The sequence below is a fragment of the Niabella aquatica genome (genome assembly GCF_054779315.1).
Genome location: NZ_BAAGYM010000007.1, coordinates 36,154 through 52,635, shown reverse-complemented (window position 1 = coordinate 52,635; position 16,482 = coordinate 36,154). Strand labels below are relative to the sequence as shown.

General features: G+C 41.9%; 9 protein-coding genes. 6 read left to right on the top strand and 3 right to left on the bottom strand.

The genetic code is table 11. The features are described 5' to 3' along the window. Positions 1–321: 321 nt before the first annotated feature. Positions 322–849, bottom strand: a complete 528-nt coding sequence (locus ACYVBM_RS06970; protein WP_460684917.1) for a methylated-DNA--[protein]-cysteine S-methyltransferase — start codon at positions 847–849, stop codon at positions 322–324. After that, positions 850–3,675, bottom strand: a complete 2,826-nt coding sequence (uvrA, locus tag ACYVBM_RS06965; RefSeq protein WP_460684916.1) for an excinuclease ABC subunit UvrA — start codon at positions 3,673–3,675, stop codon at positions 850–852. It lies immediately after the preceding gene. Positions 3,676–3,958: 283 nt separating this feature from the next. Between uvrA and ACYVBM_RS06960 the strand changes: the two genes are divergently transcribed. From ACYVBM_RS06960 to ACYVBM_RS06940, 5 genes are all read left to right on the top strand, one after another. Further along, positions 3,959–4,528: an RNA polymerase sigma factor gene (locus ACYVBM_RS06960; RefSeq protein ID WP_460684915.1), complete on the top strand. Its 570-nt coding sequence runs from the start codon at positions 3,959–3,961 to the stop codon at positions 4,526–4,528. Positions 4,529–4,878: 350 nt separating this feature from the next. Continuing rightward, positions 4,879–5,460, top strand: coding sequence for an RNA polymerase sigma-70 factor (locus ACYVBM_RS06955; RefSeq protein ID WP_460684914.1), 582 nt, complete (start codon positions 4,879–4,881; stop codon positions 5,458–5,460). 92 nt (positions 5,461–5,552) lie between these two features. Then, complete coding sequence (locus ACYVBM_RS06950) at positions 5,553–6,626, top strand: FecR family protein (RefSeq protein ID WP_460684913.1); 1,074 nt, start codon at positions 5,553–5,555, stop codon at positions 6,624–6,626. A gap of 176 nt (positions 6,627–6,802) precedes the next feature. Beyond that, positions 6,803–10,222 carry a SusC/RagA family TonB-linked outer membrane protein gene (locus ACYVBM_RS06945; protein ID WP_460684912.1) on the top strand — a complete coding sequence of 1,140 codons (3,420 nt, stop codon included), beginning with the start codon at positions 6,803–6,805 and terminating at the stop codon, positions 10,220–10,222. A 30-nt stretch (positions 10,223–10,252) separates the two neighbouring features. Next, positions 10,253–12,094, top strand: coding sequence for a RagB/SusD family nutrient uptake outer membrane protein (locus tag ACYVBM_RS06940; RefSeq protein WP_460684911.1), 1,842 nt, complete (start codon positions 10,253–10,255; stop codon positions 12,092–12,094). A 110-nt stretch (positions 12,095–12,204) separates the two neighbouring features. Here ACYVBM_RS06940 and ACYVBM_RS06935 read toward each other — a convergent pair whose 3' ends face one another. Continuing rightward, positions 12,205–13,215 (bottom strand): LacI family DNA-binding transcriptional regulator, encoded by a 1,011-nt coding sequence (locus ACYVBM_RS06935; RefSeq protein WP_460684910.1) that lies wholly within the window; start codon positions 13,213–13,215, stop codon positions 12,205–12,207. A 452-nt stretch (positions 13,216–13,667) separates the two neighbouring features. Here ACYVBM_RS06935 and ACYVBM_RS06930 point away from each other — a divergent pair, with 452 nt between their 5' ends. Then, the gene (locus ACYVBM_RS06930) at positions 13,668–16,472 is read left to right on the top strand and encodes a SusC/RagA family TonB-linked outer membrane protein (RefSeq protein WP_460684909.1); all 2,805 of its coding nucleotides are present in this window, start codon (positions 13,668–13,670) and stop codon (positions 16,470–16,472) included. Positions 16,473–16,482 lie beyond the last annotated feature (10 nt).

The following is a 16,482-nucleotide window of genomic DNA, read 5'->3' as shown; positions in this document are numbered from 1 at the left end:
ACTGTTACGCTGCCACAGGTTGCTTTATCTCTTCAAAGTTGAAGCTTTTTCTACTTGTCATTTTAAAGAACTTGATTCGCAATTATTTGTGCCTGTTTATGACATCCTTTTTTGAAAAGTTATTAAAAACAAATGAACTCCTGATATCAGCAATTTAAATCATTTCCCTGGTAAATGTTGCGCACCTATAGCGCGCCAAAAAACCTGTGAAAACATCGCTATAAAGCTTTTGTCTCTACGAGACAAGCATCTGTTGCGCTGAGGCAAAAACATAAATTTGTTTCTTTAAAAATGATATCGCACCTGAGCATCATGCAACACTTACAACAATCTTCCCTGCTTTGCCCGGGCCTCCAGCTCCAGCAGGTATTTCTTACGCCACAACCCGCCTGCATAACCGGTCAATGCCCCGTTCACTCCTATCACCCGATGACAGGGAACAATAATGGCTATGGGGTTCTTACCATTAGCACTGGATACCGCCCGGATACTTTCGGGCACTGTGAATGAAAGGGTTTGCTGCATATACGATCTTGTAGCGCCATAAGGAATAGTTAATAAAGCCTGCCAGGCCTGCCTTTGGAATTCAGTACCCTGTAATTGCAATGCTACCTCAAAGGCTTTACGCTCCCCGGCAAAATATTGTTCCAGTTCTTTTTCTGCCTGTTCAAGATAAGGCGTGCTTTCTTTGATCATTGCAGCTTTTAATCCTTTCTCAACCGATGCTATTTTCCGCTCCAATTCCGATTCTTCATAAAATTCGAGCACGCAGATGCCTTCGTTACCAGAACAGGCAATCATCGGCCCTATGGGCGTTTGCAATTGTTTATAATATATAATGCCTGCCATTTACAAATATTTTGCCGTATAGCTTTGCTTTACTTTTTTTATATCCATCGGTTTGCCGGCAAACACTAATTCGCCGCCTCCATCACCTGCTTCAGGACCCAGCTCTATCAGCCAGTCAGCGCTTTTGATAACGTCTGTATTATGTTCGATCACCAATATAGAGTGTCCCTGCTCTATCAGCGCGTTAAAGGAAGCCAGGAGCTTTTTTATATCATTAAAATGAAGGCCGGTAGTGGGCTCATCAAAAATAAAAAGCACTTTATTGCTGCTCCTCCCCTTTCCTAAAAAAGAAGCGAGCTTTACACGCTGCGCCTCACCGCCAGAAAGCGTATCAGACGATTGTCCCAGCTTTACATATCCTAAACCCACATCGCTCAGGGGCTGTATAGCATCGGCCAGCTTCCTCTCGCTGCCGAAAAATTCGATAGCTTCATCTACACTCATTTCCAGTACATCATAAATACTCTTATCCTTATACTTCACCTCCAGAACTTCCTCTTTAAAACGTTTGCCCCCACAACTTTCACAAACCAAATGTACATCGGCCAGGAACTGCATTTCCACTACCTGCTCGCCTTCACCCTTGCAGGTATCACAACGCCCGCCGTCTACATTAAAAGAAAAATGCTTGGGCTGAAAGCCACGCATCTTGCTTAAAGGCTGTTTGGCAAAAAGATCGCGTATCTCGTCATATGCTTTGATGTAGGTAACCGGGTTGCTACGCGACGATTTTCCGATCGGGTTCTGGTCTACCATTTCTATCTGCTGGATGCTTGCCACATCGCCGGTAATAGCTTTATGAAAACCCACCTTATCACCGCTGAACGCTCCTTTCATCTTTTGCAAAGCCGGGTAAAGGATCTGCTTTACCAACGTAGTTTTGCCACTGCCGCTTACGCCGCTCACCACACACAAAACATTCAAAGGGAACTCAACTGTTATGTCCTTTAAGTTATTCTGCCGCGCACCTTCTACTTTTACAGAACGGTTCCATTTACGAACTGTGTTTGGCGGCGCAATAGAAAATTCGCCGCTCAAATACTTACCGGTTAAACTGTCCGGGTTTTTTATCAGCGTTTTAAAATCACCTTCGGCAACCACCTGCCCGCCTAAGTGAGATGCCAGTGGTCCCATATCAATAATATGATCGGCTTCCTGCATGATCATTTCATCGTGTTCTACCACAACAACCGTATTGTTCAGATCGCGCAGCTCTTTTAAGACTTTGATCAGGTTATCTGTATCCCTCGAATGTAAGCCAATAGACGGTTCATCCAAAATATATAACGAGTTGGTAAGATTGCTGCCCAGGCTGCGCGTTAATTGTATCCGCTGGCTCTCCCCCCCGCTTAATGTATTCGCTACACGGTTCATGGTTAAATAGCCTAACCCAACCTTTAACAATGTGTTCAGCCGGTTATTGATTTCAATAAGGATACGTTTAGCTATTTCTTTTTTGTGATCGGACAGCTTTAGCTTATCAAACCATGCTTTCAGATCACGTGCAGGCATTTCACAAAGCTCCCCTATATTTTTACCGCCTACCTGTACGTACAAAGCCTCTTTACGCAACCTGTAGCCGTTACAATCAGGACATAAAGTGCGGCCCCGGTAGCGGCTCAGCAATACACGGTATTGCACTTTATACAGGTTTTGCTCTACTTCCTTAAAAAAATCGTTGATACCGCCATGGGCCCTCCACAAATAATTGTATTGCTCTTTGGTAAGATCTGCAACCGCCTTATGCACCGGGAATCCCTGCTTTGATGCATTTCTTACAAAATGCTCCTTCCACTTTCCCAGCTTCTCTCCTTTCCATGGCGCTACAGCCCCTTCATATACACTTAGTCTTTTATCCGGAATCACCAGGTCTGCATCAATCCCCAGCACCAGGCTGAAGCCTTCACAGGTAGGACAGGCACCTAAAGGATTATTAAACGAGAAAAGATTAGGCTGAGGTTCTTCAAACACTATACCATCCAGCTCAAAACGGTTATTAAAATTTAATAGCTTTTTCTTTCCATTCTGCAGAACGACTTCTACATAAACGGCTCCTTCTCCTTCGTAAAAAGCAGTGCCGATCGAATCCCCGAGGCGATGGATATCATCTTCATCAAACTCCTTTACAACAATTCTGTCAATAAGAATATAAACATTATCCTTTTTTGTTTTTGCGGGCTGCCATTCTTTTTTCATTTCATCTGCATCTAGTTCCAGCAGGTCTTCTATCCTTTTCACCGCCATTCCATCATTACCGCTGTTGGCATCAACAGCAATACGGCTAAATCCCTTTTGTAGCAGTATATTCAGCTCTTCTTTAGTATCACGGTTGCGGTGCTGCTTAAATTTTACAAGGATAAATACTTTATCCCCTTCCTGTAATTGCCGGATAGCTTCAATAACATCCGCCACATCATCTTTTTTCACTTCTTTACCCGAAACCGGTGAAATAGTAGATCCCGCCCTGGCAAATAACAACCGCAGGTAATCATATATTTCCGTCATGGTGCCCACAGTGCTCCGGGGTGTACGGGTGATCACTTTTTGTTCAATAGCAATTGCCGGGCACAAGCCTTTAATATAATCCACATCGGGCTTATTCATACGATTCAAAAATTGCCGGGCATAAGCGCTTAAGCTTTCGGCGTAGCGCCGCTGCCCTTCAGCATACAAAGTATCAATGGTTAAGGAAGATTTTCCCGAACCTGATACCCCCGTAACTACAATAAATTTATTCCTGGGAAAACCTACAGTTACATTTTTAAGATTATGAACGCGCGCTCCTTTTATTAATATTTCTCCGTTTGTGTTTTTATGTACGGTCATTATGAAAACTTACTTTTGATGCTTACAAATGTAACAGCAAATTTGTTCAGGAAAATAAATGTTTGTTATACTTTTTATACAGTGATTACACTTTCCATAAAAAGAAAAACTCAAACAACTCCTATTGATTATCAACAATTTAAAATACAATAATTATAATTTTAACAAAATTTTTAACAATGTTGATTATTTTTTTGGGTGCTTTGCAGGAGTTAAGAAATCTTGTGAGAAGGTACATGAACGAAAAGAAAAGAAATATTGGCTATTTAATTTCTAAAAAGTAATGACTACAGATATAAAAAAGAGCGATAACGAGCTGATACACTTGTTTGCAAGTGGTAACGAATCGGCCCTCGATTCATTACTTGAAAGATATAAAGACAAGCTTTTTAATACCATACTTTTTATTGTTAAGGATAAATATCATGCAGAAGATATTTCGCAGGATGTTTTTATCAAGATAATAGAAACGCTTAAGAGTGGTAAATATAAGGAAGAGGGCAAATTTTTACCCTGGGCCATGCGCATTGCGCACAACCTTTGTGTAGATTATTTCAGGAAGCTGAAACGCTTTCCTTTTGCAAAAAACAGTTCAGATAACGAAGTACTGGATACTATCAACTGTACGGAACAGAATGCAGAAGATAAAATAATCAAAGTACAGAGCATGGGCAAGGCTAAAGACCTCCTGGAGCAATTGCCCGAAGAGCAAAGAGAAGTAATTATATTGAGGCATTTTGCCAACCTTAGCTTTAAGGAAATTGCAGATATGACAGGATGCAGCATCAATACAGCTTTGGGCAGAATGAGATATGGGCTGATGAATTTAAGAAAGTTAATGACCGGAAAATAGCTTAACTTTTTTTAAGCACCTGTTACTATAACATTTTGGCAGATCTTTCGTTATAGTATCACTCGCAAGGTAGATCTGAAAAATTAAAAATAATGTCATCTTGTGTTTCCGATAGGATAAAAGAAATTCGCTAAACCTCTTTATCGAATTATTCTTGCCGAAGCCAACCGGTTGGCACAAGATGACGCCTAATTAAGCCGCTGAAAGATCAGCGGCTTTTTTCTATAATAAGAAGAGATAATGTAAGCCAGATTTGAAACTATCTACCATTAGATATCTTCCCTCTGTTATTAAATTTTTATTATTAAAATTTCGTTATTGTTAAAAAAAAGCTATTTTTAACAATATACATGCTACAAACCAATACTTCCACGTGCCTGATTGCAATAGCAGAAAGAGATGATCAGGGAGCGTTTAAAAAACTCTATCAGCATTTTTTACCCCGGCTTCTTTCTTATGCCAACACGTTTCTCAACCATCAACAACTGTCAGAAGAGGTAGTGGAAGACGTTTTTATTAAAATATGGTCTAACCGGAAAGCCCTTCCTGCCATAACTAACTTTTCTTATTATTTATACACAGCTACCAAGCATACTGCCATTAATTATCTTCGTAGCAGGAAAAAAGTCACTTTCGACAGCCTGGCTGATACCGGGGAAATTATTTGCCTGCATGATCCTGAAACAGGGACGATCCAAAAAGAAAATATCCGGCAGATTGAAGCAGCCATTAATGAGCTTCCCGAAAAATGTCGCCTGATCTTTCGGCTTATAAAAGAAGAAGGGCTTAAATATAAAGAGGTTGCCCAGCTACTATCCATCTCTCCCAAAACAGTAGAAGCACATATGACCTTAGCTTACAATCGTTTGGCAGAATGCCTTGAAGGAATGTTATCAGATTTCACCGGAATAAAAAAAGCAGCCGGCTTATAGAAACAGCCTCCACTGGTTTTCAAAAAAAAAAATTAAGCCCAGGTAAGGGTTTTTACAAATACTCATTGTCTTTATAGATAAAATGGGTAGGAATGAGTAAAAGCAGGCTTATAGAATTGTTAGCAAAGCGCGCTTCCAGGGAAATTACACTGCTGGAACAGCAGGAATTAACCATGCTGATTAATAATAATGAATCGTACGCCCTCTTAGCACGCTCATTTGATGTATTAGATACAGCAAGGATAGATGTTGCGAAAATTGATGAAAAGGATTTTGAGTCCCGTTGGTCCTCATTGCAGGCCAAACTTCCGGAAGACGGATTATCTCTGAAAAACGGATACAAGCATCCAAGGAAAAGCTTTCGGTTGTTATGGTACAGGCTCGCGGCAGCCTGTATCGTATTGGTAGTCATTATAGGCATACTATTCTTCAGGCATCAAAACAGCATGCGGCTGCCGGGTGAAGATAATATCGTTGCCACTCAGCGGGGATCGAAATCTTATACCGTTTTACCTGATGGTACACAGGTTTGGTTAAATGCAGATACCAAGATCTCTTACGGAAAATCATTTGGCACCGGAACCAGAGATGTGACACTGACCGGAGAAGCCTATTTTGATGTAGTAAAAGATGCTTCAAAGCCTTTTGTAGTCCACACCGAAGCTATGGACATAATTGTACTGGGAACAGCCTTCAACGTAAGTGCCTATAAAAGCGAAATGCACACAGAGGCAACACTTATTCGTGGGGCTGTAGAAGTAAGCTTAAAAAAGTATCACGATAAAAGAGTAATGCTAAAACCCTTTGAAAAGCTGTCTGTAAAAAACACGCCCGATGTTGTTACTAAAAAAGAACAAAAGCAGCAACAGGAAACAGCAATGTTCACCCTAAGTAAAATCAATAAAATAGCGCTGGATTCCGGATCGGCAGAAACACAATGGGTGCAAAACCGGCTGGTTTTTACAAACAGTACGCTTGAGGATATTGCCATACGACTGGCACGTTGGTACGATGTAGATATTACGATTACAAGCCAGGCATTGAAACAAACGAAATACAGTGCGGAGTTTGACAATGCTACACTTGAAGAAGTCATGCAATCCTTAAAGTTGGCAGGGAGGTTCAGTTATAATATTGATAATAAAAAGATAACAATATCTCAATAACAGAATATTATTCATTTAAAAAACATATTATGAAGACATAAGAAAATAAAACAGAGAAGATAAATAAATAGATAGATAAAAAACAATAGAGCGTGTTGCCGCACGCCCCATTGATAAATGATTGAAATAATTGCCTTGCTGGACAATATTACTTCACCATACTTATTTGTAAAATTATGAAAATTAATCGTCGTTTCTCTCAAAAAAACGCGACGCACAGGTTCATCAAATATTTACTGCTGATGAAATTAACTGTTCTTTTTGTTTTACTTGCATCTTTTCAATGCTTCGCATATTATAGCATAGGCCAGGAACGGATCAATCTGCACCTGAAAGATGTAAGTATCGAAACTGTTTTGAAACAGATTGCTGAAAAAAGCAATTACAATTTTGTATATAAAAGCGAAGCGCTTCCTGGTACTCTAAAGGTAAATATATATGCAAAAGACGCATCCGTTGACTATGTCATGGAAAAAGTATTAAGGAATACCAACCTGACTTACCGCAAAACCGCAGCCAACCTTATTACCATTATAGAATTAGGAGGCGTAACTTATCCTCCGTCATGGGTATTGAACGGCACGGTACTGAATGAAAAGAAAGAACCTGTTATAGGCGCATCGATAGCCATTAAAGGAACATCTAAAATCACATCAACAGACAGCCAGGGAAAATTCATAATTGAAGTAGAGTCGGCCCAGGACTCGCTGATGATCACGTACGTTGGCTACAAGCGGCTTACTATTGCAGCCGGTGCAGAGAAAGAAATTGTGATACAAATAGAACCCGACCTGGAAGCTCAGAAACTGAATGAAGTAGTAGTAGTTGGTTTTGGAGAGCAAAAAAGACAAAGCGTGGTAAGTGCGGTCACTACCGTAGGAGGAGAACAGCTTAGAATGCCTAACAGGAGCCTGAGCAATAATCTTGCGGGGCAGATTCCCGGTTTGATCGCAGTACAACGTTCGGGTGAACCAGGCTACGATAATGCAGAGTTCTGGATACGCGGTAGCAGTTCCTTTGCCGGAGGCACCAGCCCTTTGGTGCTGGTTGATGGCGTACCGCGCAACATGAATGATATTGAGCCGGACGAAATTGAAACCTTTACCCTTTTAAAAGATGCCGCCGCCACAGCGGTATATGGCGCAGAGGGCGCAAATGGTGTAGTGATCATTACCTCAAAAAGAGGTAAGCCGCAAAAAACAGTGATTGCTTACAGAGGAGAATATAGTGCTCTTACGCCTACCCGTGTTCCTCAAATGGCCAACTCGGTAGAATATCTCTCATTATATAATGAAGCGCTTCGAAATGAAGGGCAGCAGCCTGCTTTTAGTGATGAACTGATCGCCAAATATGCATCAGGAGAGGATCCTGATTTATACCCAAGCAGTAACTGGTATGATATATTATTGCGTAAACATACAAACAATACAAGGCACACGCTCAATTTCAGAGGAGGCTCCGGTAAGACCCGCTTTTTTGTATCAGGCGCTTATTTTTCGGAAAGTGGTATGTATAAATCAAATTCTGAATATAACACCAATGCTGGTTTGAAGCGTTATAATCTGCGCAGTAACATTGATATGGATATTACACAAACCACACTGCTGCGCGTTGACATCAGCGGGCAATACCTGCAGACCACTTATCCCGTTAACGGTAGTACCAATCTTTTTGAGCGGTTTTCAAGGATACCTCCTCATCTTATACCTCCTGTATATTCTGATGGAACACTGGCAGCGCATCCTTCTCAAGACAACAATAAAGTGAACCCCTATAACCAGCTAATGGAGTATGGTTATTCTAAAGAATGGCGAAGTTATATTCAATCAAGAATTGACCTGACCCAAAAATTAGATTTTATTACCCGCGGACTAAAGATACGTGGAGCAATAAGCTACGACGCGAACAGTATTTTTTATATGAGCAGACGTAAAACGCCTGCCACTTATTACGCCACTGGAAGGGATGCCGATGGAAAGCTGATATTCAGAAAAGTAACTAATGAAGTAGCTTTTGCAGACCCTACAGAGACCAATGAAGGTCAAAAACAGATTTATATGGAGGCCGCATTAGACTACAACCGTAATTTTGAAAAACATGCCGTAAGCGGGATGTTGCTCACTTATCAGAAAGAAAGGCAGGTGCATAACGATGCCCTGGCATATAAAAAACAAGCTTATGTAGGACGTGTTACCTATTCATTTGACGGGCGCTATTCTATGGAAGGCAACTTTGGTATTACAGGAAGCGAAAATTTCGCTGACGGATATCGTTACGGGTTTTTCCCGGCTTTAGGATTGGCCTGGAACCTTACCAATGAGCCCTATTTTCCGGGTGAGTTAAAAAACGTAATCAGCAGTTTCAAGATCAGGGGATCGATCGGGAAAACAGGCAATGACAATACCGGTACCAGCACCCGCTTTATGTATCGCCCTACATTTAGCACTTCTACCGGGTATAGCTGGGGCATTGGTTCTACAGGAGCTACGAATAGTATAGGTGGTCTTATTGAAGGACGCTTTGCGGCACCATTCCTTTCATGGGAAATAGAGATGAAACGTAACATAGGTATTGATGCTGCATTCTGGAAAAATAAACTCACGCTACAGATAGATTATTTCAATAACCTGCGTACAGAAATTCTACTACAACGTCGAACGCTTTCCGCTGTAGCAGGATTCCGCCAGGCGCCCTGGCAAAATTTTGGAAAGGTAAGCAACAAAGGGGTGGATGGCAGTATCGGTTTTAATGAAAAAATCGGCGAACTTGAAATATCGCTAAGGGGCAACTTTACCTACGCCAGAAATAAAATACTCGAATATGATGAAATTCCCCAGGTACATCCCTGGATGAATATTACAGGAACGCGCCTGAATGCACTTAATAATATGTTGATAGCGGATGGGCTTTTTGATAAATCCGATTTTAACATAACTTCTGATGGAAACGGAAAAACTATGTACACCTTAAAAGATGGAATAGCCCGTCCGGGTTGGTTGCCCAATCCTATGCCCGGAGACATTCGTTACCGCGATCTGAACAGCGATGGGGTTATTGATGACTTTGACAGGATTAAAGACGCGGCCCACCCAACTGTGCCAGAAATTATTTATGGAGCAGGGATCAATCTTCAATATAAAGGATTTTACGCCAGCGCTTTTTTTCAGGGAGCCGGTAATGTTTCAATAAACCTGAACAATCAGGCCAATGCATTTATGCCTTTTCACTGGGGAGTAATGGAAAGTAATGTAAGAAAAGAAATTGTAGACAGCCGCTGGACAGAAGAAAACCCTTCCCAGGATGTATTCTTCCCGAGACTCCGGGTAGCTAATATGGTCAATACGAATACGCAAAGCACCTGGTGGATTAAAGATGCCTCGTTCGTAAGGTTAAAGAATGTAGAAGCAGGATATAATTTCTACAGTAACATTTTGGAGAAGGTAAAAATGAAATCAGGTCGTTTATATGTTATGGGGCAAAATGTAGCGCTTTGGGATAAAGTAAAAATGTACGATCCGGAACTTGGTAATAGTGCAGCAGGAACTAAGTACCCTATACCTGTTATATGGACCGTAGGTTTGGAAATGACTTTTTAACTAATACTACTAAGAAAAAAAATTATACGGATGAAAACGATCATAAAACTATTACCACTGATATTTTTGATGGGAGTAAGCAGTTCCTGTAAAAAATACCTTGATGTATCGAAAGAGCTGGCTGAAGAAAGGGATTTGGAAAAAATATTCTCCAGCCCTACTGATACACGCCTGTGGCAGCGGAATATTTATACCGGAATTCCTAATACAGCAGATTACGCCAGGGATTTAACCGGCTTAAACTTACCCTGGCCACAGCTTTCCGATGAGATGGAGCGCTTACAGGGTACCAGTGATTTCAATTTATCGCCTTATACTTCAGCCACTACTGCCTATGGCCGGTGGTCACTCTATCAACTGATAAGACAAGCCAATATCTTTTTAGAAAGAGCAAAAGAAATACCACAGGTTGGGACAGCAGAATTTATAAGCGCTGAAGAACTGGATGAACTCAAAACACAATCCAGATTTTTAAGGGCCTATTATCACTATCTGTTGTTTGAGCTGTATGGCCCCATTCCTATAATGACAGAAGTAGCTGATCCGTCCAGTCCGGAATTGGATTTTGCAAGAAATTCCGTGGACGAAGTAATTGCCTTTATCGACTCCGAAATGCTGGCAGTAGCTGATAAATTAAACAACCCTGATTTAAGCAATACACAAAAGCTGGCATTACCCACTAAGGGAACAGCTCTTGCGGTACGCGCCAGGTTATGGATGTATGCAGCAAGTCCTCTTTTTAACGGCGGATTTTCCGAAGCCATACAGGTAAAAAATCCGGATGGCAAAGCTCTGTTTCCCACTTACAATGCCACTAAGTGGCAAAAAGCGTTGGCCGCGGTACAGGACTTTATAGATTACGCTAACAGCGGAAATTATGAATTGTATAAAGTATATAACGCTAACGGCTCTTACAATCCCGATCAAAGCCTCTACGGTATGTTTATGTCCTATAATAAGGAGGTGATTTTTGCACGCTCTGATGTAAATTGGGGTACTGTACCAACTAGCGGTGTAGATGGATGGTCGGTTCCACGGGGTGTGCTAGGTGGCACTGCTACTACAGGCTACCTGGCTGTGATTCAGTCGCTGGTAGATGATTTTTTTATGAATGACGGGCTTGATATTAATGAGTCTCCACTATATACAGAAACCGGATTCTCCATTGCAGGTACGGATCCTTCCGGACGCACTGAAGCAGGTACCCGAATGATGTACGTAAACAGGGAACCCCGGTTTTACCAGACAGTGTTTTATAACCGCCGCAAATGGCATGTTGGGAATACTCAGGTGATCTTTAACCGACCGGGGAATAGCGATAATACAGCCTCAACCGACTATTCGAGGACAGGATATATCTGCTACAAGCGCTTAAGTAAACGGGTGTATAACAGCGGCAGTAACCCAAGAAGCGAGTACCGCCCTGGTATTATCTTCCGTCTGGCCGAGTTCTATCTGTTATATGCCGAAGCACTTAATGAAGTAACTCCTTCGGACCCCCGCGTTATAGAATACATAGACAAAGTAAGAGAGCGTGCCGGCATACCTAAACTGGCTGCTGTTAAACCCGGCATTATTGGAAATCAGGACGCACAAAGGGAGGCCATCCGCCATGAAATGCGGGTAGAGTTGGCTACCGAAGGACAACGTTATTTTGATGTACGCCGCTGGATGATTGCAGAAAGCGAACCTGGCAAAGGCGGACAGGGTGGCCCCATTTACGGGATGAACATGTTCAATACTTCTGTTGAGGAATTTTATACACGTACGGTTATTGAGAACAGACCTTTTGAAAAAAGAATGTACCTGTACCCTATACCATTGTCTGAAATCCAGATAAGCAAAAAATTAGTGCAAAACCCACTCTACTAATTCATATAAAAATCAGAAGCGCAGCGAGTTTTCGTTGCGCTTTTTTAGTATAGAATCTTCAGCCATCTGACCTCTTTTTAAACAAAATAACAATCAGCATCAATTGTCTCTTAATGAATAATAAGCCGGCAGGGAACTGAGAGATGCTGTGCGTTTTTATCTCCCTCCGTTTCCTTTTTATCAATATTTCTAAAAATAAGTTCTGCCGCCTTCACGCCCATTTTAAAAGAATTTTCATCAATAGATGCAATAGGCTTAAAGTCCAGGTACTGGATCAATGGCAGGTTACCAAACCCTACAATTTCTGTTTGCTTAAGATGCATGGAGAACTGCTCTTTGAGTACTTTAATCAGGTCTAAGCTGATATAATTTTTAAAGGTGAAAAAAGCAGTAGGCGCATTATTCATCGTCATTAACTTTTTTACAGAAGAAAAAGTTTGCTCCGGAGAAAGATCTACCTCTTCTACCAAATCCGGATCGTAAGAAATACCATGCTTCTTCAGAGCATCCTTATAGCCATTACAACGTTGTATGCTGGTTCTCAAAAATGATGGTCCCATCAAATGGGCGATTCTTTTATGACCACGCTCCAAAAGAAACTCTACGGCTTTCCTGGCACCTCCGGCATTATCAGTAGACACGTAATCAAACTCCGGTTCAGGGTAATACCGCGAAAAAAATACAAATGGAATTCCGGCATGAATCATCCGCTGAAACCTGTCTGAGCTCCTCGAGTTTTTTGAAACAGTAATAATAACTCCGTCTACACGGTTTTTAATCATGTTCTCCACCAGTTTATCCTCTGTAGCTGTATTTTCGTGGGTTTGGGATATAATAACACTATAGCCCTTTGTACTGGCAACTTCCTCTATTCCATTTATCGCAAGCACATAAAACTGATCCAGCAGATCAGGCATAATTACACCAATAGTAAAAGATTTGCTTTGTTTAAAGTGACGGGCGGCCTCATTAGGAATATAGTTCCACTCTCTGGCAAGCTTTTGAACCCTCTCTTTCGTAAAACTACTTATTAAAGGATTATTATTGAGTGCTTTCGAAACTGTTGAAACCGACATATTCAGCCTTTTGGCAATATCTTTTATTGTAACTCCTTTTTTCACTACTGAAATATAGGGATTTTTAGATAAACAACATTTACTTACGATAAGTTCAGCAAATGTCCATTAGTTTATCTGCCCCATAGTAAAAAATATCTTTATCCCATCATCACCTCAACAACTAAAATCATTTGATTACTTACTAAAAAAGCAACACTCTTCCAATTTCTTGACAATTTCAAACGTTGTAACTCGCTTTTTGCGGATATGCATTTTTAAAGCGTGTTGCAATTGGCTACATTTACATTGATTGATTGCAAAATAACAATTGCTGTGCTAAAGAGACTGATTGATATTTCTGTTAGTTAAACGGGGTATGTGTTCTTGAGAAGTAAAGCTGCTTCACTATACATGTGCTTTTTAAAACAGCATATTGAGGTATTTGTATCGCCGCGCAACCATAAATTATAATTCATTAAGCAAGATATATGACCAGTTATACCAACAAAACGAAATTGAGACATTTTGTATTGCTTACATTTTTAAGTTTCGGAATATATACTATTGCTGCCCAAAACATTTCAAAAAATGGTTATGGAGCAATCAGTGATACCATTGGCCGATCCTTTCAAAACGACAGTTTAGTACTGCTCAATAAACACCAGGCGAAAGACATGTTGTTGCAGGCCACCGCCACGGTATATACACCGCAACTGGTCACCACACCCGCGCCATCATTTCTTCAGGCTTTGCCGGGGCGGCTTTCGGGCCTGTATACCAGGCAGCGCAGCGGCGTTCAGGATACCGATAATCCCACCGGCGTTATCGATTTTAAGATAAGGGGGCAGGTACCATTAATACTCCTGGATGGGGTGCCCAGGGATTTTGCATCGATCGACCCGGAGTCAATCGAATCCGTAACGGTGCTGAAAGATGCGCCCGCTACCGTTATGCTGGGGCAGCGCTCATCCAACAATATCATCCTTGTAACCACCAAACGGCCTGCTGCCACGCCATTCAGGCTTTCGTTTACAGCACAACGGGGCATACAGGAATTATTAAACAGAACAAAAACATTGCCATCGGCAGATTACGCCATTCTTTACAACGAAGCACGTAACAATGATGGCCTTGCTCCTATTTATTCGGCCAGCGATATCCTGGCTTACCAGAATGGGTCAGACCCGTTATTTCATCCTGACAACGATTACAGGAAATATTTCCTGAATAAGCATGCAGCGCTTGACAGGTATAATGTGAACATACAAAGCGGTAACGAGATAGCAGCCTTTTATGTTGCCCTCGACTATCAGAAAGAAGGCGGTTTTTTTAATACAGCCGATATCAATTCGTACAGTACCAATACCGGCACCGATCGCTACATAGTGCGGTCTAATGTAAAAGTGAACCTGAACAAAACCCTTAGCGTGGGACTGAATATTTTCGGGCGCATTCAAAATGCCAACCAGCCGGGAGCCACTACCAGCAGTGTGTTTAATGCGCTAACATTTACTCCCGCCAATGCCTACACTATATTCAACCCCGACAGTTCTTTGGGAGGAAATGAGAATTTTTCCAATAATATTTACGGGATGCTTAATAAATCGGGGTATTACAAATCCACCTTAAGAGATTTATCAAGCGATATTGAGATCACCCAGAAGCTGGACGCGTGGTTGCCAGGGCTGTGGGCAAAGGGTACGTTGTCTTATAACAATACAGTAGATCAAACGGTGAACCGTTCCAAAAGTTTTGCTACCTACAGGCTGAACATTAATTCGGGCCTGCCGGTTTATACCCAAATGGGAAACAATACCGCACAGCCCAACATCTTATCAATCGATACCAGACGTACCTATACTTACGGAAAAATAAGTATGGGTTACGACAAAGTCAGCGGCGATAACTTCTGGAACCTGCTGCTACTGGCCGACAACCAGTCTACCACCTCCAACCTGCAATTGCCTGCCACTTATACCAACATAGCAGCCAATGCAGCTTACAGCTTCTCAAAAAAATACTTTGCAGAGGCAACTGTAAGCTATGGCGGCCACAACCGCTTTATGCCAGGCAAAAGATTTGGTTGGTTCTACGCAGGCGCTGTGGGGTGGGATCTGGCAAAAGAATCTTTCCTGTCGGATGCTGCATGGATAACAAAACTAAAGCCACGCATCAGCTATGGTCTTACCGGCAATGCCAATGTGGGGTACTATGTATATGAACAATACTACGATTACTGGGGTTCTGCAGCCGCCTATTATTTTGGTGCAACGCCCGCGCTGGCAAGAGGCTTTTCGGAACTGGTGCTTGCCAATCCCAACGCCACATGGGAAAAAGCCCATAAGCTGAACGTTGGCATTGAGGCTGCATTCTTTAATAACAGGCTGCAGCTTACCTCAGAATATTTTAATGACACTTATTTTGACCTGATGCAGACACGCGGAAATTCCATTAGTCTCATTGGTCAAGGCTACCCTGCTGAAAACATGGGTAAGAACCGCTATACAGGTATCGAGAATAATATTACATGGAATGCAGGCCATGAGGACAAAGGTTATTTCCTGTCTGCTAACTTCTCCATGCTAAAATCAGAAGTATTATTCAGCGATGAAGTGTACCGGCCCTATGGCTACCAGCAAAGAACAGGCCTACCTGTTGGACAGACCTTTGGATATGTAGCAGATGGCTTCTACCAGTCGCAGGCCGAAATTGATGCAGGCCCTGCTGTGGACGGCTATGTGCCCAAACCGGGAGATATCAAATACAAAGACCTGAACAACGATGGTTATATCAACCAGTTTGATGAAACAGCTATCGGCACCATCAAACCCTTATTGTATTACGGTGCTACTGCCGGCTTCAACTACAAAGGTTTTGACCTGAGTATATCTGTGCAGGGTGTTGCCAATAACGATATTGTAAGCAGCACTGGTTACAATTCTGTAACAAGCTCATTAGAATATGAGTTTCAAAACAACGGAACGGGCCAGGCATTTGAGCATCATTTAGGCCGGTGGACACCCGCCAACGCTACCAATGCTACTTACCCCCGGCTTTCCATAGGCAGCAACGCCAATAACCAGCGTGCATCCACCTTTTGGGTACGTTCTATGGATTACCTGCGCATACAAAACGTAGACATCGGGTACACTTTACCGGCAAAGCTTATACAAAAGATAAAATTAGAGGCAGTACGCGTATTTGCCAATGGGTTCAACCTGTACTCTTTCGACACGCAGAATTATCTTGACCCTGAATCGTATAATTCTATTTTCCCGCTGCGCCGCACTTTCAATTTCGGAATTAATATCAAATTATAAATATAAAGAG

Excerpts from the sequence above, each read along its gene's own strand:
- ACYVBM_RS06950 (WP_460684913.1), top strand. The coding sequence starts at position 5,553 with ATGAGTAAAAGCAGGCTTATAGAATTGTTAGCAAAGCGCGCTTCCAGG.
- ACYVBM_RS06945 (WP_460684912.1), top strand. The coding sequence starts at position 6,803 with ATGAAAATTAATCGTCGTTTCTCTCAAAAAAACGCGACGCACAGGTTC.
- ACYVBM_RS06970 (WP_460684917.1), bottom strand. The coding sequence starts at position 849 with ATGGCAGGCATTATATATTATAAACAATTGCAAACGCCCATAGGGCCG.
- ACYVBM_RS06940 (WP_460684911.1), top strand. The coding sequence starts at position 10,253 with ATGAAAACGATCATAAAACTATTACCACTGATATTTTTGATGGGAGTA.
- ACYVBM_RS06960 (WP_460684915.1), top strand. The coding sequence starts at position 3,959 with ATGACTACAGATATAAAAAAGAGCGATAACGAGCTGATACACTTGTTT.
- ACYVBM_RS06955 (WP_460684914.1), top strand. The coding sequence starts at position 4,879 with ATGCTACAAACCAATACTTCCACGTGCCTGATTGCAATAGCAGAAAGA.
- uvrA (WP_460684916.1), bottom strand. The coding sequence starts at position 3,675 with ATGACCGTACATAAAAACACAAACGGAGAAATATTAATAAAAGGAGCG.